The organism is Brevundimonas sp. SPF441 (genome assembly GCF_009661015.1).
Taxonomy (GTDB): Bacteria; Pseudomonadota; Alphaproteobacteria; order Caulobacterales; family Caulobacteraceae; genus Brevundimonas; species Brevundimonas vesicularis.
In genome coordinates this window covers 56437-78297 of sequence record NZ_WJWX01000014.1, presented here as the reverse complement: position 1 = coordinate 78297, position 21861 = coordinate 56437, and the positions used below count along the sequence as shown (strand labels likewise).

Below are 21861 nucleotides of genomic sequence, written 5' to 3'. Positions count from 1 at the left end.
CGCCCGCCCTGCCCGCGCCTCTGCCTGCGATTCCGGAAGCGCGGGACGTCGCCTATCCCGGCGTCATCACGCTGGACGTCGACGCCACCAACCTGGCCCAGCACATCTTTGCGGTGAAGGAAACGATCCCGGTCGCCCAGGCGGGACCGATGACCCTGTTCTTCCCCGAATGGCTGCCGGGCAACCACGGCCCCGTCGGCCCCATCGCGCAGCTCGCCGGCATCGAGATCACGGCGAACGGCCAGCGGGTGCAGTGGGTTCGCGACACCCTTCATCCCTTCGCCTACCACGTGGTCGTCCCGGCCGGTGCGACCGCGCTGGACATCACCCTGCAGCACCTGTCGCCGACGACCGGCAATCAGGGTCGCATCACGATGACGCCCGAGATGCTGAACATCCAGTGGGAGAAGATGCTGCTCTATCCCGCCGGCCACTGGTCGCGGAACATCACGGTCCAGCCCACGGTCAAGTTCCCCGCTGGCTGGCAGTTCGGCACGGCGCTGGAGCCCGAAACCAAGGCTGGCGACGTCCAGAACTTCAAGCCCGTCAATCTGGAAGTGCTGATCGACAGCCCGGTCTTCGCCGGCGTCCACTATCGCCAGATCGACCTCGATCCCGGCGGCCGCTCGCCCGTTCGCGCCAACATCGTCGCCGACAAGGCCGACAGCCTGAACGCTACCGACGAGCAAATCCAGATTCTGCGAAATCTGGTTGATCAGATGGACCGGCTGTATGGCGCGCGCCATTTCGACCACTACGACTTCCTGATCGCCATGACGGACAAGCTGGGCGGCATCGGGCTGGAGCATCACCGCAGTTCGGAAAACTCGGTCGATCCCGCCTTCTTTACCGGCTGGGATACCCACCTGTCCGACCGCGACCTGCTCAGCCACGAAATGAACCACTCCTGGGACGGCAAATGGCGCCGCCCCGCCGACCAGTATGTTCCCAACTTCAACAGCCCCCTGCAGAACAGCCTGCTGTGGGTCTACGAGGGCCAGACGCAGTACTACGGCCAGGTGATCGCCGCCCGTTCGGGCCTGCTCAGCAAGCAACAGGCGATGGACGCCCTGGCCATGACCGCCGCGACGTTCGACACGCGCGTCGGCCGCGAATGGCGCGCGATGCAGGACACGACCAACGACCCCATCATCAGCCAGCGCCAGCCCAAGGGCTGGCTGTCGTGGCAGCGCGACGAGGACTACTATTCGGAGGGCCAGCTGATCTGGCTCGACGTCGACACGACGATCCGCGAGAAGACCGGCGGCCGGAAGTCGCTCGACGACTTCGCCCGCGCCTTCTACGGCGTCCGCGACGGCGATTACGCCCCGGCTCCCTACACCCTCGAGGATGTGGTCGCGGCCCTGAACGGCGTCGTCGCCAATGACTGGGCGACCTTCCTGCGCACCCGCCTGGACGCCGATGGCCCCGAGGCCCGCGCCCCGCTGGACGGTCTGGCGCGCGGCGGCTGGCGGCTGGCCTATTCGGACAAGCCCACCGATTACATGAAGACCCTGTATGCCGAGCTGAAACGCAACGACTTCACCTATTCGCTGGGCTTCCAGACCGGCGAGGGCAACAAGATCCGCAGCGTCCAGTGGAACGGCCTGGCCTTCAAGTCGGGCTTGGCCGCCGGGATGGAGATCGTCGCTGTCAACGGGCAGGCCGCCAGCGCCGAACGCCTGACCGAGGCCGTCACCGCGGCCAAGGATCCGTCGACGCCCATCACCCTGATCGTCAAGGACGACGAGCAATACCGCACCGTCGTCTTCGACTACCACGACGGCCTGCGCTACCCCCGCCTGGAACGCATCCCCGGCACACCTGACCGCCTGGGCGACATCCTGACGCCCCGCCGGCGCTAGAACGCCGAACACATACGTCTCCTCCCCACTGCGTGGGGAGGTGGCGCGGCGCTTCTTCAGCGCCGTGACGGAGGGGCTCTTCACCGCCTCGCAGGCGCCTGTGAGACTTCAAGAGCCCCTCCACCGCTTCGCGGTCCCCCTCCCCATTTCATGGGGAGGAGACACAACGCCGCGCTTGACGCATCGCCCCTCGCCCCCGACGGTGCGGCTTCCTCGCCGAACCGGATGACCGAATGCCGCGTACCCGCCTGACCGCCGCCTGCCTCGCCGTCCTGATGACGACCGCAGCCGCTCCCGCGATAGCACAGACCTTCCAGTCCACCCCTGTCGTCACCGATGCGAGCCAGGCGCCGCTGGCCCTGCCCCGCGCCCAGCCGACCATTCCCGCCCCCCAGGACAAGCCCTATCCGGGCGTGATCCAGTACCGCGCCGACATCACCGACCTGGACCGCCGCATCATCCGCGTCAGCCAGACCATCCCGGTCGCCAGCCCGGGCCCGCTGACCCTGCTCTATCCGAAGTTCCTGCCCGGCAACCACGCCGCCACCGGCCCGATCCAGCTGTTGTCCGGCCTGACCGTCACCGCCAACGGCCAGCGGATCGAGTGGCTGCGCGACACGCTGGACCCTTACGCCTTCCACCTCGACATCCCGGCGGGCGTGACCAGCATCGACGTGCAGTTCCAGCAACTGACTCAACCCGACGCCTCCAACTGGCGCGTGCTGATGACCCCGGCCATGGTCAATCTGCAGTGGGAAAAGGCCATCCTCTATCCGGCCGGCTATTTCAGCCGCCAGATCCAGGTCGCCCCCTCAGTGATCCTGCCTGCCGGCTGGAAATACGGCACGGCCTTGACCACGGCGTCTCAGGACGGCGACGTGGCGACCTTCGCCCCGACCGACCTCTACACCCTGATCGACAGCCCCATCTTCGCGGGCGCGCACTATCGCCGCGTCGACATCGACCCCAGCGGCGAGCGCGTCCACCTGAACATCCTGGCCGACGAGGCCAAGGGTCTGGCCGCCACCGACGACCAGCTGAAACTGTTCGAGAACATGGTCCAGCAGGCCGACCGCCTGTTCGGCGCCCGCCACTTCGACAACTACGAATTCCTGTTCGCCCTGACCGATCAGATGGGCGGCATCGGGCTGGAGCATCATCGCTCGTCCGAGAACACCGGTGCGCCCGACTTCTTCACCAACTGGACCAAGAGCGCCGGCGACCGGGGCCTGCTGCCCCACGAATACACTCACTCCTGGAACGGCAAGTTCATGCGTCCGGCGGACGAGCTGACCGCCAACCATAACGTCCCGACCCAGAACACTCTGCTGTGGGTCTATGAGGGTCAGACCGAATACTGGGGCGATGTGCTGGCCGCCCGGTCGGGCCTGCATTCCAAGGACGTGGCCCTGGCCACCCTGGCCAGCGTCGCCGCCTTCTATGACCAGCAGCCGGGCCGCCAGTGGCGCGCCTTGCAGGACACCAACAACCACAATCTGCTGGGCTATCGCGTGCCAGGCCAGTTCACCTCGTGGATGCGCGGCACCGGTGACTACTACCGCGAAAGCCTGCTGGTCTGGCTGGACGCCGACACCCTGATCCGCGAGGGCACCAATGGCCGCAAGTCGCTGGATGATTTCGCCAGGGGCTTCTTCGGTCACGACGACGGCGAGTGGGCGCCTCAGGGTTACACCTTCGAAGACGTCGTCGCGGCCCTGAACGCCGTCTATCCCCACGACTGGGCCGCCTTCCTGCGCACCCGTCTGGACGCCGTCGGTCCCGACGCCCGCGCGCCGCTGGCCGGGATCGAGCGTGGCGGCTGGCGACTGACCTACACCGACACACCCTCGGCGGCGGAGAAGTCGGTCCAGAGCGGCTGGGCCAACGACTTCCAATATTCGCTGGGCTTCACCCTGTCGGGCGACAAGCTGACCAACATTCGCTGGGGCGGCCCCGCCTTCGAGCAAGGCCTCGGCGCCGGCTGGAGCCTGGTCGCCGTCAACGGCAAGACCGGTTCGGCCGAGGTGTTGCGCGACGCCGTCACGGCGGCGAAAGGGACCGACGCCCCAATCGAACTGTTGCTGAAGTCCGGCGATCGCTTCCGCACAGTGGCCTTCGCCTACCACAACGGCCTGCGCTACCCGCGGCTGGAACGGATCGAAGGCGCGCCGGATCGCCTGTCCAACATCCTCGCGCCCCGCCGTCGCTGAAAGCGTCTCCTCCCCGCCTCGCGGGGAGGAGACACGTCCCTTACTTCAACAGCTTCAGCAGCGCCTCAGCCGCCGCGTGCGACGAGCCGGGGTTCTGCCCGGTCACCAGCTTGCCGTCGGTCAGAACATAGGAGCCCCAGTCCGGCCCCTTGGAGTAGTCGCCGCCGTTGGCGGTCAGCACGTTCTCGACCAGGAACGGCACCACGTCGGTCAGGCCCACGGCCTCCTCTTCGGAGTTGGTGAAGCCGGTCACCTTGCGGCCGTTGACCAGCGGCTTGCCATCCGGCCCGTTCACCGACTTCAGCACGCCGGGCGCATGGCAGACGAAGCCGGTCGGCTTGTCCGCCTTGGCGAAGGCCTCGATCAGGGCGATGGAGTCAGCGTCGTTCGCCAGATCCCACAGCGGTCCGTGGCCGCCGGGATAGAAGACGGCGTCGAAATCCTCGGCCTTCACCGACGACAGGACGACGGTCGAGGCCAGGGCGGCCTGGGCTTCGGGGTCGGCCTTGAACCGGCGCGTATCGTCGGTCTGGGCGTCGGGGTCGTCGCTCTTGGGGTCCAGCGGCGGCTGACCGCCCTTGGGCGAGGCCAGCACGAGCTCCGCGCCAGCGTCCTTCAGCGCGTAATAGGGCGCCGCCAGTTCTTCCAGCCAGAAGCCGGTCTTCTTGCCCGTGTCGCCGAGTTGATCGTGCGACGTCAGCACCAACAGAATTTTCATAGGGGATGGCTCCGTCTTGGGGTGTCCACAGATGGGAAGCCGCACGGCGCCGCTCAAGACTGGCCTCGAAGCCGAAAACACCCCACCCTTTCGGCCTCGATCAGCGGAGATGACGTCGCATGAAGCCTTGGTTCGGTCTGTTCGCCGCCCTGATGGGCCTGATGATCTTCAGCCCGTCGGCGCACGCGGCCGGCCCCTGCAACATCGGACAGGCGGGCGCGACCCAGACCGTCGCCATCGGCCGCTCCGGGCGTACGATGCTCATCCACCTGCCCACCGGTTTTAACCCCGCAATGCCGGCGCCTCTGGTCTTCCTGCTGCACGGCAGCGGCGGCACGGGAGAGAAGATGCTGGCGTCTTCCGGCCTGGCTGAGGCGGCGGATCGGCACGGCTTCATCGTCGCCGCGCCCGACGCCGGCATTCCGATCGATCAAGGTTTCGTCTGGAACATCCCCGGCGTGCCGACCGTCACCGGCGCAGTCCCCGGTCCCGGCGATGCCGACGACGTCGCCTATCTGACGGGGGCCATCGATTATCTGGCCGACCAGGGCTGCGTCGATGACAGCCGCATCTATGCGACGGGCCTATCGGGCGGCGGGCGGATGGTGTCCTGGCTGGGTTGCGTCGCCGCCGACCGTTTTGCCGCCATCGCTCCGGTCGTCGGCTTGCGCGCCGGCAATCCCAGAAAGGACCGCCCGGAGGAGCCGGATCCCGCCACCTGCCGCCCTTCGCGCCCCATGCCGGTCATCGCCTTCGCCGGAGACGCCGACACGACCAATCCGATCCAGGGCGGCGGCGCAGGCTACTGGAGCTACACCATGCATGCCGCCGAACAGCGCTGGGCCCAGCTGAACGGCTGCACCCAGGTGCGCGACACCCGCTGGATCGCCGACAAGGTCTATGAAGAGGGCTACGCCGCCTGCCGCGACGGCGCGGACGTGGTGGGCCGCATCACCGCCGGTGGTGGTCACAGCTGGGTCGCCGACAACGACGCCCTGTGGGCCTTCTTCGCCGCCCGCAGCCGACCGCAAACCTGAGCTGAAGCAACGGGCGGCGCCTCACTCCACCGCCAACCGACCAGACACCACTCGGCCTCAAGTGGCGCCGGGCCTCAAGTAGCGCGGAGCGCGATAGGCCCAGCAAAAACTCGCGATAGGCCAAAAAAAAGACCCGGCGGTTTCCCGCCGGGCCTTTCCGATCTTCAGCAAATGCCGAAAGTCAGATCTTACTTGATCTGGACCTTGGCGCCGGCTTCCGTCAGCTTCTTGGCGACTTCGTCGGCGGCTTGCTTGGAGACGTTCTCGACGACGTTCTGCGGAGCGCCTTCGACCAGGTCCTTGGCTTCCTTCAGACCCAGGTCCGAACGGACGCCGCGGACTTCCTTGATCACGTTGATCTTCTTGTCGCCGCCGTCGACCAGGACGACGGTGAATTCGGTTTGCTCTTCGGCAGCTTCAGCCGGAGCGCCGCCGCCGGCGGCCGGAGCAGCCATGGCGACCGGAGCAGCGGCGCTGACGCCCCACTTTTCTTCCAGCAGCTTGGAGAGTTCAGCAGCTTCGAGGACGGTCAGAGCGGACAGGTCTTCGACGATCTTGGCGAGGTCAGCCATTGTCAGTTTTCCTTCGGAGGATTGGTTTTAGAGAGTGATGCAGAGATGAAAGGCTGGGCCGCTTACGCGGCTTCCTTGGTGGCGTAGGCGTTGAACACGCGAGCCAGCTGACCGGCGGGTGCTTGCAGCACGCCGGCGATACGGGTCGCAGGCGCGTTGAGCAGGCCGATGAGTTGACCGCGAACCTCGTCGAGTGTCGGGAGCTTGGACAGTGCGTCCACGCCCTTTTGGTCGACGATGGTCGAGCCCATGAAGCCGCCGACGATCTTGAAGCGATCGTTGGCCTTGGCGAACTCGGTGGCGACCTTGGCGGCCGTACCGGGGTTCTCGGAATAGGCGATGCCCACGGGACCCTTGAACAGGTTGTGGTAGTCGCTGCCTTCCTCGGCTTCGAGCGCCTTCAGCGCCAGGCGGTTCTTGACCACCTTGAACGCGCCGCCTTCTTTACGAAGACGGCCACGCAGATCTTCCATTTCCGCAACGGTCAGACCCAGGTTGTGGGTCACGACCACGCTGCCGGCGTCGGCGAAAACGCCCTTGAGCGATTCGATAGACTCGGCTTTTTGAGCGCGATCCATTGCGGTCTCCAGTCTTGGTATTCGCCGCCGGGCTTATTCCCGACGACGGATTGGCCAAAGCGCGTCGCATCGCTGCGAAGCGTTAAAGCCGGTCGTATTGTCCGAAGGATGCGTCTGACGGCGTCCATCCCGGAATGCGGGCTGACAGCGCAAGGTCGCGTCCCCATCTCCCCACGGCGTCAGAGGGCCCTCTGACAGTTATGGCCTGGGTGACCCCCACGCCCCGAAGTTCTCGGACAGGACCGTCAGAAGATGAACCTCCGACGGGAAGCGGCGCTCTTACAGGCGCCGCCGTTGGAAATCAACCCGGCTTAACGCCGGCTGGGCTTGGCGCCGGTCTGTTCGGCCTCGCCGCAGTCGAACCGGGCGCAATATTTGCTCTCGAACTCCTCCAGAAGGTTCGTCATCGCTGCGGTCTCGACCTCCTGTGAGGCCATGCTCAAGGATATCGTCTTGGCTGCGACAGAACGCCCGACAGCCGTGCGATAGAATGCGATCTGAGCGACGAGTTCTTCTTCAGTGAAGACGGAGCCGTAGATTGGGGCCAAGTCATCCATGAACCGCTCGATCATTCTGCTAGCCATAGACGGCATGTTGGTGCGGACCCAAATCGCTTCTTCGCCGCCCTTCTTATCGAGTTCGCCCATCTGCGCGACCATGACGCGCTCGAACTCCTTCATGAAGTTCGGCCCGACGGACAGATCAATCAACTCGCGCGCCAGGGCGCTGCGGCGGGCCAAGCCGGCATCCTGCGGCGCCGGCTCGACGCGTGTGACGACGACCGTTTCCGATTGAGCCGCCGTCTGCGCGTGCGCGCCTGTCGCGCTCAGACCCAGCGCCAGACCCAGCGACGCAGCCAGCGCCTGTTTGCGTGTGATGATCATGATGGCCTCCCCGCCCACTTATCGGAAGGCTCAGGTCCGCAGGCCAGTCGAATTCGACCGACGGTTGCTCAATCTTCGAGCGGCGTGGCGTCGAAGTCGCGGATCAGCGCGGCCAGGTCGGGCTCATGAACCAGATCCGCCGCCTCGCTCAGGCTCATCCAACGGCGCTCGCGCTGATGCGCTTCGGGCCAGGCGCCCATCTGGATCAGCACTTCCAGCGGATAGACCGACACCACGCACTGGCGCACGCCGCCGTCTTTCAGACCCTTGGCGTATCGGAAGACGCCGATGGACTGGGTGTCGATGTCGCCCTTGACCCCAGCCTCCTCCATCGCCTCCTGGGCGGCGGCCTCGGGATCGCTCTTGCCGACCATCCGCCCGCCTTTGGGGATCACCCAGCGTCGCGTTTCGCGCGAGGTGATCATCAGGATGCGACGCTCGCCGTCCTCCAGCCGCCACGGCAGGGCCGCGACCTGCCGGGTCTCGGAGCGGGTGGTGCGTTTCGACCGGGCCTGCGGCACGCCTCAGCCCTCGCCCATCGCTTGAGCGGTCCTGACGATTCGTGCTGGCTCTCGCCCAATCTTCACGTCTGGTTCCAGGTCTGCCGGTCGCGGCCGCCCTCGAAACGGGATCGCGACGGCTGCGTCAAGTTGTCAGACCACGGACGGTCTCATTTATTTCTCGCCGGGCGCCTTGGCCTTTGGATCGCCCAGCACGTCCTGACGGTACAGCATGGTGATCAGAGTGTGCAGCACCAGCGCCAGCGGCGTGGCGAACAGCACGCCCAGCGGCCCGAACAGGGTGCCGATGCCCACCACGGCGAAGATGCCCAGCACCACGGGCAAGTTCGCGACGTTCTTCTGCACCATCGGCGTGATGAAATTGCTCTCCAGCTGGGACACAACGACATACAGCGCCAGCGTCATCAGGGCCGTCTGCCACCCTTGCGTGGCGCCAACCAGCACGGCCGGCACGGTGGAGACGATGGGGCCCACGATCGGCACGAACTGCGCCAGTCCCGTCAGCAGACCCAGCCCCAGCGCCGACGGCACGCCGATGATGGCCAAACCGACCCCTGTCAGTGTCCCGACCAGAACCATCGAGAACAGCTGCGCCTTCAGCCAGCCTTTCAGCGCCTTCCCGCAGCTGTTCAGCACTTCGCGCATTCGCGGCCGCCGATCCATGGGCAGCATGGACAGCAGCCCCTCGCGCGACTTGGCGGGCTCGATCGCCAGGAAGACGCCCGCGACCACGACGAGAACCAGTGTGGTGACACCCGATGCGAAGCCCAGGGCGAACTTCTGGGCGACCTGCAACGCCTGACCGGCACGGCCGCCCAGCCCTTGTAGTTGCTCCAACAGCTGTGCGGCATAGGGTTGGGCCTGGATCCAGGACTGAACCTGCTCCCAGCCTTGCGGCACCACGGCGGACAGGGCCACGACCTGTTCGGTGATCTGGGTTCCGAACAGGGTCAGAACGCCAGCCAGCACCGCGATCACGATCAGCAGCGACAGGAAGACGGCCAGCGGGTCCGGCGCCTTCAGCCAGCGCACGATGGGATCGGCCAGGGCGCGCAGGATCACCGACACCACGATGGCCCCGAAGATCAGCAGCCACAGCGTCTGCAAGGTCACGATCAGCTGGACCGCGAAATAGGCCGCCACCAGCACGATGGCGCCAAACGCCAGCCGCCCCTTCCACGGGTCGTGGCCGCCCACACCAGGCTTGTCGCCCATCAGTTTTCCCAGTCCGAACATATCGCCCCCTTCAAGGTCGCGACAGGAACGCGGGTCGAGCGTAGCCGTTCGCCGCACGCGATAAAAAAGTCAGTGGGCGTCGGAGGATCGCTGATCATAGGCCATTTGCGCGGCCGCGACTTCCGGCATCCGGGTCTCGGCCCAGTCGATGATCGATTGCATCGCCGCCATCAGTGTTCGGCCCAGCGGCGTGACCGCATAGGTCACCGATACCGGCACGGTCGGCACGACGGAGCGTGACACCAGCCCGTCGCGCTCCAGCGATTTCAGCGTCTGGCTCAGCATCTTCTGCGACACCCCATCGACCCGCTGCTTCAGGGCGTTGAACCGGATCGGCCCCTCTCCAAGCACGATCAGGATCAGGGTGCTCCACTTGTCAGCGATGCGGTCCAGCAGCTGGCGCGTCGGACAGTTCGCCGCGAACACATCGCCGCGCAGCCAGGTTTCGTGAAGGTGACCAGGTGTCTGAGAGGTGCCGTCTTGCATGGTCGCATCCCATATCGCACCTGGTATCCATTGGATACCCAAAGGAGCCTTCCATGAAAGTCGCAGTCCTCGGCGCCAGCGGTCGCGCCGGCTCGGAAATCACCAAGGAACTGGCCGCGCGCGGTCACACGGTCACCGCCATCGCTCGCAAGCCTGAGGCGATCCCGAGCGCCACCGGCGTCACGCCTGTCGCCGGCGACGCCTCGGACGCCGCCGCGCTCGCCGACCTGATCAAGGGTTCGGACGCGGTCATCAGCGCCCTGCACTTCGATGTTCCCGCCGCGACGATCCTCGGCGCGCTGAAGACCGCCGGCGTCCCGCGCCTGCTCGTCACCGGCGGCGCCGCCAGCCTGGAGGTCGCGCCCGGCGTCCTCTTGTTCGATACGCCGCAGTTTCCGGCCGAGTGGAAGCCCATCGCCAAGGGCGGCCTGACCTTCCTGGACGACCTGCGTCAGGAAACGGACATCGACTGGACCTTCTTCTCCCCCGCCGCCCTGATCGAGGAAACGCCTCGCCTGGGCCGCTATCGCACCGGGGCCGACCAACTGGTCGTGGACGCCAATGGCGACAGCAAGATCGGCTTCTCCGACTACGCCATCGCCATGGTCGACGAACTGGAAAACCCCAAGCACAGCCGCGCCCGCTTCACAGCGGCTTACTGATCCGGGCAAGAAAAAACGGCGGGGATCGCTCCCCGCCGTTCTTCAGTGTGGCTTGTCTTTCGACTTAGGCGCCCAGCGAGGCCGGGTCGACCTTGAAGCCCGGGCCCATCGTCGAGGACAGGCTGATGCGCTTCACATAGGTGCCCTTGGCGCCCGACGGCTTGGAACGCACCAGGGCGTCCACAATGGCCTTCACGTTGGCTTCCAGGGCGTCCTGGGTGAACGAGACCTTGCCGATGCCGGCGTGGACGATGCCCGCCTTCTCGACGCGGAACTCGACGGCGCCGCCCTTGGCGTCCTTGACGGCTTGGGCCACGTTCGGGGTCACGGTGCCGACCTTGGGGTTCGGCATCAGGCCGCGCGGGCCCAGCACCTTACCCAGACGGCCGACCAGGGCCATCATGTCCGGCGACGCGATCACGCGGTCGAACTCCATGAAGCCGCCGGCGATCTTTTCGTACAGATCTTCGGCGCCGACGTGTTCGGCCCCGGCTGCGGTGGCTTCGGCGGCCTTGGCGTCCTTGGCGAAGACAGCGACGCGAACGTCACGGCCGGTGCCCGACGGCAGGTTGACGACGCCACGGACCTGTTGGTCGGCGTGACGCGGGTCGACGCCCAGGTTGACCGAGATTTCCAGCGACTCGTCAAACTTGGCCTTGGCGTTTTCCTTGGCCAGCTTGATGGCGTCGGAGAACGGCAGCAGGTCTTGGGTCACGCCGGTGCGGGCCTTGAAGGCCTTGGTTTGCTTGGCCATGGTTTAGCCCTCCACCACTTCGAGGCCCATCGCGCGGGCGGAGCCTTCGATGATCTTGGCCGCCGCGTCGATGTCGTTGGCGTTCAGATCCTTCATCTTCTTTTCGGCGATCTCGCGCAGTTGCGCCTGCGTGATCTTGCCGGCGACTTCACGGCCGACCAGCTTCGAACCCGACTTCAGGCCCGTGGCCTGCTTCAGGTACCAGGTCGCCGGCGGCGTCTTGGTGATGAAGGTGAACGACTTGTCCTGATAGACGGTGATCACGGTCGGAAGCGGGGTGCCCTTGGCTTCCTTCTCGGTACGCGCATTGAACTCCTTGCAGAAGCCCATGATGTTCACGCCGCGCTGACCCAGAGCCGGGCCGATCGGGGGCGAAGGCGTGGCCGAACCGGCCGGCACTTGCAGCTTGATATAGCCGAGAATCTTCTTGGCCATTGGTCTCTCCTATGAATGATCCCGGACGTGATCCGGGACCGGTGAGCCGTGGTGCGGCATGGCTGCCTCCCACGGATTTGACGCTCCACGAACCGAGGTCCGCCGAGCGAAGGCGCGCGTGTAACAGAGCGGGGCTGGAAAGGCAACGCACCGCCCTACCCACGCCGCAGAAACGAAAAAGCCGCGCCCTTTCGGACGCGGCTTAAATCTCGACAGGTGTGTGAGCCTCAGCCCGCGACCTTCTCCACCTGGGCGTATTCCAGTTCGACTGGCGTGGCGCGGCCGAAGATGGACACGGCGACGCGCAGGCGGGCGTGTTCTTCGTCCACGCTCTCGACCGAACCGTCGAAGCTGGCGAACGGGCCGTCGATGACCTTGACCTTCTCGCCGATGTCGAAGCGGATGGTGGGCTTCGGACGTTCGACGCCCTCTTCCACGGCGCCGATGATGTTCTGAACTTCACGCTCGGAGACCGGCAGGGGCTTGGTGCCGCCTGCGGCGCCCAGGAAGCCCGTGACCTTCGGCGTGTTCTTGACCAGGTGGTAGGCTTGGTCGGTCATTTCCATCTTCACCAGCACATAGCCGGGGAAGAACTTGCGTTCCGAGTTCACCTTGCGACCGCGACGGATCTCGACGACGTCCTCGGTCGGAACCAGGATTTCGGAGAAGGCGTCTTCCAGGCCCTGTTGCTTGGCCTGGTCACGCAGCTGCTCGGCGACCTTCTTCTCGAAGTTCGAGTAGGCGTTGACGATGTACCACTTGTGGCGCGGATTGGCGGGCTTTGCGGGCGCTGCATCGGTCATGGGCGCGTCTTTCTCAGGATCCGAGAGCGATGATGTAGCGGAAGGCGTAGCCGAGGCCAGTGTCCACGATCCAGAAGAAGATCGAGGCGATGATGACCATGATGAAGACCATCACCGAGGTGATCCAGGTCTCCTTGCGGCTGGGCCAGACGATCTTGCGGCCTTCGGCGCGCACCTGGCTCAGAAACTGGCCGGGGCTGGTACGGGGCTTCTTGGACTCGGGCGAATCGACCGTGATGGCGGCGGCGCCGGCCGCCTGAGGCTTGGCGCCCATCTGGGGCTTCGCGCTGCCTTGAGGCCGCTTGCCGGGAGTTTTGGCCTTGGCCATCAGTTGCTCTTCACACAATTGTTCCTGTCGCCCCAGATGGGAAGTCCCATCCGGAAGCGACAGGGGGGATTGGCAGGAGTTGGGGGACTCGAACCCACGACCCCCGGTTTTGGAGACCGGTGCTCTACCAGCTGAGCTAAACTCCTAGACAACCGCGCAAACCCGAAAGGTCCGTGCGTTCGCCAGAGGGGGGCGTATGCCCGACACCGCCCGCCATTTCAAGGGCGATGTGACACTTGCGATCAGTCTTCCAGATGCGCGGCGATGGCGTCGCGCTCGTCCTGTGCCTTCACCAGTTCCTTGAAGATCAGCTTGTCGATGCGGCGGTCGTCCATATCCACGACCTCGACCTCGAATCGGCCGACCTGCAGCACTTCGCCCTCGTCCGGGACGCGCGAGATCTGGTGCAGAATCAGGCCGGCGACGGTGTGGAAGCCTTCATGCTCGCCAAAGTCCTCGCCCAGCTTGTCAGCCAGTTCGTCCAGGTCCGTTTGACCGTCGACAAGCCAGCTGCCGTCGGCGCGCTGATGGATCCAGGCCTGCTCTTCGTCATGGCCTTCGTTAAAGTCGCCGGCAATCATTTCCAGGATGTCGGTCGCTGTCACCACGCCTTCGAAGGCGCCGTACTCGTCGACGATGAAGGCCATGTGGACCCGCGAGCCCTTCAGGATCTCCAGCGCCTTCAACACCGAAGTCGACTGCGGAATGAAGGCCGGCTCGGCGACCAGCGGTTCGATGTCGAACTTGCCGTTGGTCAGCAGGCTGTCCAGCAGATCCTTCTTGTGAACCACGCCCAGCGGATTATCCACGTCGCTCTCGCGCGCCACCACGATCCGCGAATAGGGGCAGGTGCGAATCTCTTCGCGCAGCATCTCTTCGGGGTCGTCCAGGGCGATCCAGAACACGTCGTGGCGCGGCGTCATGGCCACCCGCACCGGACGGTCGCCCAGGCGCAGGATTTCCTCGATCATCACCTGCTCTTCGGGCTCGATCAGGCCGGCCGAAGTGCCTTCGGCCAGGATGGTCGCCACCTCTTCCTGGGTCACGTCCGAGCCGTCGCGATCCTTGACGCCCAACAGCTTCAGGATGCCCGAGGTGGAGGCGGTCAGCAGCAGAACGAACGGCTTCAACACGATCGCCAGCTTGGAGATCGGGCCGGCCATCTTGGACGCCACCGTCTCGGGGAAGATCAGCGCAAGGCGCTTGGGCACCAGTTCGCCGATGATCAGCGAGACATAGGTGATGCACACGACCACCAGGGCCGTGGCGAAGAATTCGGTATATTGAGCCAGCGCCGGGAAGGCGACTTCCAGAATGCGATCCAGTTCGCCCGCGATGGTCGCCTGACCATAGGCGCCCGCCAGAATGCCGATCAGGGTGATGCCCACCTGAACCGCGGACAGGAACTGAGTCGGTTCTTCCGACAGCTTCAGCGCCGCCCTGGCCCCCCGGTCGCCCCGTTCCGCCCTCGCCTGTAGTTTGGATTTCCGCGAGGAGACGACCGCCAATTCAGTCATGGCGAACAAGCCGTTGAGCACCACCAGGAGCAGAACGACAGCAATAGCGATGAGTAACATCTAGGGGGTTTTGGGGACCGACGCGGCGCGACAGACGGCGTCCGCAGCGCTACATTAGGGCAGGATCGCGACCAGCGCCACGTTTTCCTTTGCGCTCAGCCCGTCCGCCCGGCTTCGACCGAGCCGTAAGCGCCCGAAACCGGCCGGCCATTGGCGTCATACTGGGTCGCGCAGGCGCTCATGCCCAGCACGGTGCCGATGAAGATACCCAGTCGAATGGCGCGTCGCATTTGGTTACCGAAAGATTAACGTCCGATCCGAACGTAAATCCCGGTTTGCGGTTGCAGGCAATCGTGCTCGCCCTGAGCGCGAGCACAAAAAAGAGGGACGCCGCGAAGCGTCCCCCTTCTTCGTCTTTGATCAGACCTCGCCGATCACACCTTGATCGGCAGCGCCGTGCGGATGTGGACATCCTTCAGCTGGCGCTCCTCGGCCTCGGTCGGGGCGTTCATCAGCAGATCCTCGCCCTGCTGGTTCAGCGGGAAGGCGATGACCTCGCGGATGGCCGTCTCGCCGGCCAGCAGCATGACGATGCGGTCGATGCCGGGGGCCAGACCGCCGTGCGGCGGCGCGCCAAAGCGGAAGGCGTTCAGCATGCCGCCGAACTGCTCCTCGACCACCGAGGCGTCATAGCCGGCGATCTCGAAGGCCTTCAGCATGATCTCGGCCTTGTGGTTCCGGATCGCGCCCGAGCACAGCTCATAGCCGTTGCAGACGATGTCGTACTGATAGGCGCGAATGGTCAGCGGATCCTGACCTTCCAGCGCCTCAAGCCCACCCTGCGGCATCGAGAAGGGGTTGTGGCTGAAGTCGACCTTTTTCTCTTCTTCCGACCATTCGAACATGGGGAAGTCGACGATCCAGCAGAATTTGAACTGGTCTTCGTCCACCAGCTTCAGCTCGGTGCCCACGCGGGTGCGGGCCAGGCCGGCGAACTTGGCGAAGGTCGCAGGCAGGCCGGCGACGAAGAAGGCGGCGTCGCCCTGGCCCAGGCCCAGCGACGACATCAGGACCTCGGTCGGTTCCTGACCCAGGTTCTTGGCGATCGGGCCGCCCCAAGCGCCCTGGTCTTCGGACCAGAAGATATAGCCCAGGCCCGGTTGGCCCTCGCCCTGCGCCCAGCTGTTCATGCGGTCGCAGAAGGCGCGCGAACCGCCCGTGGGGGCCGGAATGGCCCAGACGGCGTTCTTGTCGTCCGCGCCCAGGATCTTGGCGAACAGGCCGAACCCGCCGTCGCGGAAGTGATCCGATACCACCTGCATCTTGATCGGATTGCGCAGGTCCGGCTTGTCCGAGCCATACCAGGCCATCGACTGGGCATAGGTCAGGCGCTCGAAACCCTTGTGTTCGAACGTCTCGCCGAAGTCGTTGGTGAAGGTATGGACGCCGTCGATGGGCGAGACCGGCTTGCCCTCGCCGAACTCCTCGAACACGCCGTGCATCAGCGGCTCGATGGCGGCGAAGACATCTTCTTGGGTGACAAAGCTCATCTCGACGTCGAGCTGGTAGAACTCCAGCGACCGGTCGGCGCGCAGGTCTTCGTCGCGGAAACACGGCGCGATCTGGAAATAGCGATCAAAGCCCGACACCATCAGCAGCTGTTTGAACTGCTGCGGCGCCTGGGGCAGCGCATAGAACTTGCCCGGATGCAGTCGAGACGGCACCAGGAAGTCGCGCGCGCCTTCCGGCGACGAAGCCGTCAGGATCGGCGTCTGATACTCCAGGAAGCCCTGATCGACCATGCGGCGACGGATCGAGGAGATCACCTTGGAGCGCAGCACGATGTTCTTGTGCAGACGCTCGCGGCGCAGATCCAGGAAACGGTTGGCCAGGCGGATATCCTCTGGATATTCCTGATCCCCAAAGACCGGCATCGGCAGTTCGGCGGCTTCGGACAGCACCTCGACGCCCTGGACGCGCACCTCGACCTCGCCGGTCGGCAGGTTGGGGTTCACCACCGAGGCGTCGCGGGCGACCACCTCGCCATCGACCTTGATCACGCTCTCGGCGCGCAGACGCTCCACGGCGGCGAAGCCCGGCGTCTCGGGGTGCAGAACCAGCTGCGTCAGACCGTAGTGGTCGCGCAGATCGATGAACAGCAGGCCGCCGTGGTCGCGCTTGCGGTGAACCCAGCCCGAAAGGCGAACAGCGGAACCGGCGTCGGAGGCGCGCAGGGCGCCGCAGGTGTGAGAGCGATAGGCGTGCATGAAACGAACCGTCTGGAGTCTCTGGGCGGTGGAATCCGACGCCGTCGGCGCCCGAAATCGAAGCGGCGTAGGGCGCATCATCGCCCCGGAAAGTCAAGGTTTCAGCCGTTGCAAAGCCTGCCGCCGCGCATGATATCTGACGCTTCCATCCCGCCCGAGGCCGCCATGTTCATCGTCACCATCACCTACACCCAGCCCATCGAAGCCATCGAGGAACGGACGGTCGAGCATCGCGCTTGGCTGGATCAGCATGTCGCCAGCGGCCTGATCATCGCCGCCGGGCCGATGGTCCCGCGCACCGGCGGCATTCTGGTGGTGCGCAGCGGCGGAACCAAGCAAGAGCTGGAGACCCTGCTGAAGGACGATCCGTTCCAGGTTCACGGCCTGGCCGATTACACGGTGACGGAGTTCAAGGCCGGCAAGCTGAACCCCGCCCTGGCCGAATTCGCCTGATTTCATCCACAGGGGCGCGGTTCGCTCCCCGCAACCAACAGAGCGGGCCTGACGCGGTTAACGCCGGGCTCTGCTATGACAGGCGCATGTCCGCGCTGAGCGCCCTGCCCCCGACGACGACCGAACAGCTGCGTCTGCCGCTGGAGCGGCCGGTTGCGGGCGAGGCCTTCGTGACGTCCGACAGCAACGCCGAGGCCGTGCGCGTTCTGGCCCGCTGGCCCGACGGCGTGGGCGCGGTGCTGGCGCTGCACGGCCCCCCGGGATCGGGCAAGAGCCGCCTGGCCGCCGACTGGGCCGAGCGTGTCGGCGCTGTGCCGCTGAACGGCGCCGAGGCTGCGCTGATCGATCCGCTGGAGCTGGAAGGGCGGCCGGTCCTGCTGGACCGCGCGGCCGACGCCGACGACGAAAGCCTGTTTCATCTGATCAATCTGGCCAACTCCGGCGGCGGCGCTCTGCTGCTGGTGTCGCGTTCGGCCCCGCGCCAATGGTCAGTCGATCTGCCCGATCTGCGATCGCGGCTGGACGCCGTGCGGGCCGTCGCCATCGCCGCGCCCGACGACGCCGTCCTGTCGGCCATCCTGCGCGCCCGCTTCGCCGAACGCAGCATCACCCCGTCCGACGACGTGATCGACTATCTGGTGCGCCGCCTGGACCGCTCGGCCGAGACCGCCGCTTCGGTGGTCGAACGTCTGGACGCCCTCCACCGCCCGGTTACGCGCGTTCTGGCGCGTCAGGTGCTGGACGCCATGGACGCCGCCGCCGACTGAACCGCGACATTTTCTCAGCGCCCGCTTGCGGCCGTCACACACGCGCGCGAGAACCGGTTCATGACCGACGCCGCGATCCATGATGACACCCGAGGCGAAGAGGTTCCCGCCTCTCGCGCCCCTCAACTGGCGCTGAGTGAAGAGCTGATGGCCTCGCCCAGCCGGTTCTTCAATCGCGAAACCTCGTGGCTGGCGTTCAACGAACGCGTGTTGGAAGAAGCGGCCAACCCCAACCACCCGCTGCTGGAGCGGCTGCGGTTCCTGTCCATTTCGGCCAATAATCTGGACGAGTTCTTCATGACCCGCGTCGCCGGCCTGAAGGGTCAGTTGCGCGAACGCCTGCGCGTTCTGTCCGCCGACGGCCTGACCCCCGCCGAACAGCTGGAGCGGATCAACATCGCCGCCGGCGAGCTGATGGCCGAACAGCAGCTGCGCTGGCGTCAGCTCAAGAAGGAGCTGACGGTCGCCGGCATCGAGATCGTCGATCGCCAGAAGATCACCAAGACCGAGAAGGAGCGTCTGGAACCCGAGTTCCTGAACCAGCTCTTCGCCGTCCTGACGCCGCTCGCCATCGACCCGGCGCACCCCTTCCCCTTCCTGCCCAACCTGGGCTTCTCCCTGGCGCTGAAGCTGAAGCGCAAGGGCGAGACTAAGACCTTCTACGCCCTGGTGCCGGTGCCGACCCAGGTTCGCCGGTTCTGGGAACTGCCCACCGACGGCCGCTCCACGCCGGGGCACAAGCGGTTCATCACGCTGGAAAACGTGCTGCTGCTGTTCATCGACCACCTGTTCCCCGGCTGCGAGGTTCAGGAAAAGGGCGTTCTGCGCCTGATCCGCGACAGCGACATCGAAATCGAGGAAGAGGCCGAGGACCTGGTGCTGGAGTTCGAGGAGGCGCTGAAGCAGCGTCGCCTGGGCTCGGTCGTGCGGGTCAAGATCGAGGCCTCCATGCCTGCCGATCTGCGCGACTTCATCGTCGGCGAGCTGGAGGCTGCGCCCCAGGACGTGGTTCTGGTCGATGGCATGCTGGGTCTGGCCCAGCTATCGGATCTGATCCCCGGCGGCCACCCGGATCTGAAGTTCAAGGGCTATGAGCCGCGCTATCCCGAACGCGTCCGCGACAATGGCGGCGACGTCTTCGCGGCCATTCGCGAAAAGGATCTGCTGATCCACCACCCATTCGAGAGCTTCGACGTGGTGGTTCAATTCCTGCGTCAGGCCGCGCGCGACCCCAATGTCATCGCCATCAAACAGACGCTGTACCGCACCTCCAAGGACAGCCCCATCGTCGCCGCCCTGATCGAGGCGGCCGAGAACGGCAAGAACGTCACCGCCCTGGTCGAACTGAAGGCCCGCTTCGACGAAGAGGCCAATCTGCGCTGGGCGCGGGCGATGGAGCGGGCCGGCGTCCACGTCGTCTTCGGCTTCGTCGAATACAAGACCCACGCCAAGGTCAGCGTGGTGGTCCGGCGCGAGGGCGAGGGCCTGCGCACCTACTGCCACTTCGGCACCGGCAACTATCACCCCGTGACGGCCAAGGTTTACACGGACCTGTCGCTGTTCTCCTGCGACCCCGTCCTGGGGCGCGATGCGACGCGGGTGTTCAACTACATCACCGGCTATGCGACGCCGGACCACCTCGAAGCCTTGGTCGTCTCGCCGCTGAACATGAAGGCTACGCTGATCGAACTGATCGGTAAGGAGATGTCGGCCGCCGCCATGGGCAAACCCGCCGCCATCTGGGTCAAGCTGAACGCCCTGGTCGATGTCGAGATCATCGACGCGCTGTACCGGGCTAGCCAATGGGGCGTGCGGATCGATCTGGTTGTGCGCGGCATCTGCTGTCTGCGTCCTGGCGTGCCAGGCCTGTCCGAGAATATCCGGGTCAAGTCGATCGTCGGCCGCTTCCTGGAACACAGCCGCATCGTCTGCTTCGCCAACGGCAAGGACCTGCCGCATGACAAGGCCAAGGTCTTCATCTCCTCGGCCGACTGGATGACGCGAAACCTGGATCGCCGTGTCGAGCTGATGACGCCGATCCGCAACGCCACCGTCCACGATCAGGTGCTGGACCAGATCATGGTCGCCAATCTGAAGGACGATGCACAAAGCTGGGTGCTGGACGCCGAAGGGCGCTATACACGCGTCACCCCCGCCGATCCTGAGCGGCCCTTCTCGGCCCACAAATACTTCATGACCAACCCCAGCCTGTCCGGGCGCGGCCGCAAGGCCAAGAGCCTGCCCGCCGTCCTGCGCTACGAGCGTCCAGGCCGCTGATGCCCGACATCACGCTTACCGACCGCGACATCGCCGCGATCGACATCGGTTCAAACTCCGTGCGTTTAGTCCTGTACCGGCTGGAAGGCCGCGCGATCTGGACCGTCTATAACGAGAAGGTTCTGGCCGGCCTTGGCCGCGACCTGCCGACGACGCGCAAACTGTCGCCCGAGGGCGTGGTCATGGCGATGACGGCGCTGCGCCGTTTCGCCGCCGTGCTGGAAGGCGTGAGGCCTGACGCGACCCTGATCGCCGCCACCGCCGCCGTGCGCGAAGCCTTGGACGGGCCGGAGTTCTGTGAGCGGGTCGCCGCCGAGACCGGCCTCCAGATCCGCGTCCTGTCGGGTGAGGAAGAGGCCAAATATGCGGCCATGGGCGTATTGGCCGGCGCCCCCCTGGCCCACGGCGTCTCGGCCGACATGGGCGGCGCCAGTCTTGAGCTGACCCGGCTGAACGGAGACGGCGTCGAGAACGGCCTGACCCTGCCGCTGGGTCCGTTTGCTCTGGCTGACGGCAAAGCCTTCGACGCCGACCGCATCAAGGCCCGTATCGATCAGGCCCTGAAACCGGTCGCAGGCCAGTTCAAGAGCGAGCGCCTCTACGCCGTCGGCGGCGCCTGGCGGACCCTGGCTCAGGTGCAGATGGGCCTGAAATCCTATCCGCTGAAGGTCGTGCATCAGTATCAAATGTCGGCCGAGGAGGCGCTGGAGACCGCGCGTCTGGTGGCGCAGCAGTCGGCGGCCAGCCTGGCCAAACTGCCCGGCGTGTCGAAGAAGCGCGCCGAGACCCTGCCCTACGCCGGCCTGGTGCTTGAGGCGTTGATCAAACATCTCGGGCTCAAACAGATCGAGATGTCGGCCTGGGGCGTGCGCGAGGGCTTGCTTTTCGAGACGCTGGATGAGGCGACGCGCACGGCCGATCCGCTTCTGGCCGGCTGCACCGCCCTGGGCGGTCGCCAGGGCGTAGCTCCCGCCCTGCCCGGCGCGCTGAACGGCTGGATTTCCGAAATCGTCGCCGCCTTGCCCGAGGTGTTCGGCGAAAAACGCGACGCCGTGCTGGTCAGCGCCGCGTGCCGTCTGGCGGATCTGGGCGCGAGGCTGCACCCGGATCACCGGCTGGAGCTTGTCTTCGACCAGGTGCTGCGCGCGCCCGTCGCGGGCATCAGCCATACGGAACGCGCCTTTTTGGCCAGCGCCATGAACGCTCGCTATGGCGGCGCGCCCGCCACGCCGCAGCCCGAGGTCATCGACCGCCTTCTCGACGCCGCCGCCGCCAAGCGCGCTCGCGCCATCGGCCTGGCGATCCGTCTGGCCTGCGATCTGTCCGGGCGCTCGCCCCAGCTGATGGCCAACGCCACCGCCAAGGTCAAAGGCGGCGACCTGCGCCTGACCGCGACCGAAGGCTACGCCGACGTCCTCTTGGGCGAACAGACCAAAAAGCGCGCCAAGGCCCTCGCCGAGGCGATGGACTTGGGGCTGAAGATCTAGGCTG

General features: G+C 65.8%; 22 protein-coding genes and 1 tRNA gene. 8 read left to right on the top strand and 15 right to left on the bottom strand.

Annotated elements, in window-relative coordinates:
* Both GGC30_RS09790 and GGC30_RS09785 read left to right on the top strand, forming a co-directional pair.
* The coding region (locus tag GGC30_RS09790) for a M61 family metallopeptidase (protein WP_153923680.1) at positions 1-1865 on the top strand (1865 nt) is incomplete at its 5' end.
* 233 nt (positions 1866-2098) lie between these two features.
* Entirely contained in the window at positions 2099-4075 is a 1977-nt protein-coding gene (locus tag GGC30_RS09785; RefSeq protein WP_153923678.1) for a M61 family metallopeptidase, read from the top strand.
* A 40-nt stretch (positions 4076-4115) separates the two neighbouring features.
* Here GGC30_RS09785 and GGC30_RS09780 read toward each other — a convergent pair whose 3' ends face one another.
* On the bottom strand, positions 4116-4793 hold the full coding sequence (locus tag GGC30_RS09780; RefSeq protein ID WP_153923676.1) for a type 1 glutamine amidotransferase domain-containing protein: 678 nt from the start codon (positions 4791-4793) through the stop codon (positions 4116-4118).
* Between the two features lie 119 nt (positions 4794-4912).
* Here GGC30_RS09780 and GGC30_RS09775 point away from each other — a divergent pair, with 119 nt between their 5' ends.
* Positions 4913-5830, top strand: coding sequence for a PHB depolymerase family esterase (locus tag GGC30_RS09775; protein ID WP_153923674.1), 918 nt, complete (start codon positions 4913-4915; stop codon positions 5828-5830).
* A gap of 188 nt (positions 5831-6018) precedes the next feature.
* Here the strand turns inward: GGC30_RS09775 and rplL are convergent, their stop codons facing one another.
* The 6 genes from rplL to GGC30_RS09745 form a co-directional block, all read right to left on the bottom strand.
* On the bottom strand, positions 6019-6402 hold the full coding sequence (rplL, locus tag GGC30_RS09770; RefSeq protein WP_055754823.1) for a 50S ribosomal protein L7/L12: 384 nt from the start codon (positions 6400-6402) through the stop codon (positions 6019-6021).
* Between the two features lie 62 nt (positions 6403-6464).
* Positions 6465-6980: a 50S ribosomal protein L10 gene (gene rplJ / locus GGC30_RS09765; RefSeq protein WP_055754822.1), complete on the bottom strand. Its 516-nt coding sequence runs from the start codon at positions 6978-6980 to the stop codon at positions 6465-6467.
* A 311-nt stretch (positions 6981-7291) separates the two neighbouring features.
* Positions 7292-7864, bottom strand: coding sequence for a DUF2059 domain-containing protein (locus GGC30_RS09760; RefSeq protein ID WP_153923672.1), 573 nt, complete (start codon positions 7862-7864; stop codon positions 7292-7294).
* A 68-nt stretch (positions 7865-7932) separates the two neighbouring features.
* Positions 7933-8385 (bottom strand): NUDIX hydrolase, encoded by a 453-nt coding sequence (locus tag GGC30_RS09755; RefSeq protein ID WP_284878058.1) that lies wholly within the window; start codon positions 8383-8385, stop codon positions 7933-7935.
* A gap of 153 nt (positions 8386-8538) precedes the next feature.
* Positions 8539-9621, bottom strand: coding sequence for an AI-2E family transporter (locus tag GGC30_RS09750; protein ID WP_153923670.1), 1083 nt, complete (start codon positions 9619-9621; stop codon positions 8539-8541).
* A 69-nt stretch (positions 9622-9690) separates the two neighbouring features.
* Positions 9691-10107, bottom strand: a complete 417-nt coding sequence (locus GGC30_RS09745) for a helix-turn-helix domain-containing protein (protein WP_153923668.1) — start codon at positions 10105-10107, stop codon at positions 9691-9693.
* A gap of 53 nt (positions 10108-10160) precedes the next feature.
* Here GGC30_RS09745 and GGC30_RS09740 point away from each other — a divergent pair, with 53 nt between their 5' ends.
* On the top strand, positions 10161-10769 hold the full coding sequence (locus GGC30_RS09740; protein WP_153923666.1) for an NAD(P)-dependent oxidoreductase: 609 nt from the start codon (positions 10161-10163) through the stop codon (positions 10767-10769).
* A gap of 64 nt (positions 10770-10833) precedes the next feature.
* On the opposite strand, the gene rplA is transcribed toward GGC30_RS09740, so the two are convergent.
* From rplA to aspS, 8 genes are all read right to left on the bottom strand, one after another.
* Positions 10834-11523: a 50S ribosomal protein L1 gene (gene rplA / locus GGC30_RS09735; protein WP_017506695.1), complete on the bottom strand. Its 690-nt coding sequence runs from the start codon at positions 11521-11523 to the stop codon at positions 10834-10836.
* Between the two features lie 3 nt (positions 11524-11526).
* Positions 11527-11958 (bottom strand): 50S ribosomal protein L11, encoded by a 432-nt coding sequence (gene rplK, locus GGC30_RS09730; RefSeq protein ID WP_055754816.1) that lies wholly within the window; start codon positions 11956-11958, stop codon positions 11527-11529.
* A 227-nt stretch (positions 11959-12185) separates the two neighbouring features.
* Positions 12186-12761, bottom strand: a complete 576-nt coding sequence (gene nusG, locus GGC30_RS09725) for a transcription termination/antitermination protein NusG (protein ID WP_017506694.1) — start codon at positions 12759-12761, stop codon at positions 12186-12188.
* A gap of 13 nt (positions 12762-12774) precedes the next feature.
* Entirely contained in the window at positions 12775-13089 is a 315-nt protein-coding gene (gene secE / locus GGC30_RS09720) for a preprotein translocase subunit SecE (protein ID WP_153923664.1), read from the bottom strand.
* A 70-nt stretch (positions 13090-13159) separates the two neighbouring features.
* Positions 13160-13235 (bottom strand) — tRNA-Trp (locus tag GGC30_RS09715).
* 96 nt (positions 13236-13331) lie between these two features.
* Positions 13332-14666 carry a hemolysin family protein gene (locus tag GGC30_RS09710; protein ID WP_153923662.1) on the bottom strand — a complete coding sequence of 445 codons (1335 nt, stop codon included), beginning with the start codon at positions 14664-14666 and terminating at the stop codon, positions 13332-13334.
* Positions 14667-14761: 95 nt separating this feature from the next.
* Positions 14762-14896 (bottom strand): hypothetical protein, encoded by a 135-nt coding sequence (locus GGC30_RS16630; protein WP_255360388.1) that lies wholly within the window; start codon positions 14894-14896, stop codon positions 14762-14764.
* 144 nt (positions 14897-15040) lie between these two features.
* Entirely contained in the window at positions 15041-16873 is a 1833-nt protein-coding gene (aspS, locus tag GGC30_RS09705; protein ID WP_153923659.1) for an aspartate--tRNA ligase, read from the bottom strand.
* 129 nt (positions 16874-17002) lie between these two features.
* Between aspS and GGC30_RS09700 the strand changes: the two genes are divergently transcribed.
* The 4 genes from GGC30_RS09700 to GGC30_RS09685 all read left to right on the top strand — a co-directional run bounded on the left by GGC30_RS09700 (position 17003) and on the right by GGC30_RS09685 (position 21857).
* The gene (locus tag GGC30_RS09700; RefSeq protein ID WP_228763693.1) at positions 17003-17326 is read left to right on the top strand and encodes a YciI family protein; all 324 of its coding nucleotides are present in this window, start codon (positions 17003-17005) and stop codon (positions 17324-17326) included.
* A gap of 86 nt (positions 17327-17412) precedes the next feature.
* Positions 17413-18093 carry a chromosomal replication initiator DnaA gene (locus GGC30_RS09695; RefSeq protein WP_153923657.1) on the top strand — a complete coding sequence of 227 codons (681 nt, stop codon included), beginning with the start codon at positions 17413-17415 and terminating at the stop codon, positions 18091-18093.
* A gap of 60 nt (positions 18094-18153) precedes the next feature.
* Positions 18154-20370 carry an RNA degradosome polyphosphate kinase gene (locus tag GGC30_RS09690; RefSeq protein ID WP_153923654.1) on the top strand — a complete coding sequence of 739 codons (2217 nt, stop codon included), beginning with the start codon at positions 18154-18156 and terminating at the stop codon, positions 20368-20370.
* On the top strand, positions 20370-21857 hold the full coding sequence (locus GGC30_RS09685; RefSeq protein ID WP_153923652.1) for a Ppx/GppA phosphatase family protein: 1488 nt from the start codon (positions 20370-20372) through the stop codon (positions 21855-21857). The genes GGC30_RS09690 and GGC30_RS09685 overlap by 1 nt, the downstream gene beginning before the upstream one ends.
* Positions 21858-21861 lie beyond the last annotated feature (4 nt).

Coding starts and splice junctions, on each gene's coding strand:
- GGC30_RS09785 (WP_153923678.1), top strand. CDS start 2,099: ATGCCGCGTACCCGCCTGACCGCCGCCTGCCTCGCCGTCCTGATGACG.
- GGC30_RS09780 (WP_153923676.1), bottom strand. CDS start 4,793: ATGAAAATTCTGTTGGTGCTGACGTCGCACGATCAACTCGGCGACACG.
- GGC30_RS09775 (WP_153923674.1), top strand. CDS start 4,913: ATGAAGCCTTGGTTCGGTCTGTTCGCCGCCCTGATGGGCCTGATGATC.
- rplL (WP_055754823.1), bottom strand. CDS start 6,402: ATGGCTGACCTCGCCAAGATCGTCGAAGACCTGTCCGCTCTGACCGTC.
- rplJ (WP_055754822.1), bottom strand. CDS start 6,980: ATGGATCGCGCTCAAAAAGCCGAGTCTATCGAATCGCTCAAGGGCGTT.
- GGC30_RS09760 (WP_153923672.1), bottom strand. CDS start 7,864: ATGATCATCACACGCAAACAGGCGCTGGCTGCGTCGCTGGGTCTGGCG.
- GGC30_RS09750 (WP_153923670.1), bottom strand. CDS start 9,621: ATGTTCGGACTGGGAAAACTGATGGGCGACAAGCCTGGTGTGGGCGGC.
- GGC30_RS09745 (WP_153923668.1), bottom strand. CDS start 10,107: ATGCAAGACGGCACCTCTCAGACACCTGGTCACCTTCACGAAACCTGG.
- GGC30_RS09740 (WP_153923666.1), top strand. CDS start 10,161: ATGAAAGTCGCAGTCCTCGGCGCCAGCGGTCGCGCCGGCTCGGAAATC.
- rplA (WP_017506695.1), bottom strand. CDS start 11,523: ATGGCCAAGCAAACCAAGGCCTTCAAGGCCCGCACCGGCGTGACCCAA.
- rplK (WP_055754816.1), bottom strand. CDS start 11,958: ATGGCCAAGAAGATTCTCGGCTATATCAAGCTGCAAGTGCCGGCCGGT.
- nusG (WP_017506694.1), bottom strand. CDS start 12,761: ATGACCGATGCAGCGCCCGCAAAGCCCGCCAATCCGCGCCACAAGTGG.
- secE (WP_153923664.1), bottom strand. CDS start 13,089: ATGGCCAAGGCCAAAACTCCCGGCAAGCGGCCTCAAGGCAGCGCGAAG.
- GGC30_RS09710 (WP_153923662.1), bottom strand. CDS start 14,666: ATGTTACTCATCGCTATTGCTGTCGTTCTGCTCCTGGTGGTGCTCAAC.
- GGC30_RS16630 (WP_255360388.1), bottom strand. CDS start 14,896: ATGCGACGCGCCATTCGACTGGGTATCTTCATCGGCACCGTGCTGGGC.
- aspS (WP_153923659.1), bottom strand. CDS start 16,873: ATGCACGCCTATCGCTCTCACACCTGCGGCGCCCTGCGCGCCTCCGAC.
- GGC30_RS09700 (WP_228763693.1), top strand. CDS start 17,003: ATGATATCTGACGCTTCCATCCCGCCCGAGGCCGCCATGTTCATCGTC.
- GGC30_RS09695 (WP_153923657.1), top strand. CDS start 17,413: ATGTCCGCGCTGAGCGCCCTGCCCCCGACGACGACCGAACAGCTGCGT.
- GGC30_RS09690 (WP_153923654.1), top strand. CDS start 18,154: ATGACCGACGCCGCGATCCATGATGACACCCGAGGCGAAGAGGTTCCC.
- GGC30_RS09685 (WP_153923652.1), top strand. CDS start 20,370: ATGCCCGACATCACGCTTACCGACCGCGACATCGCCGCGATCGACATC.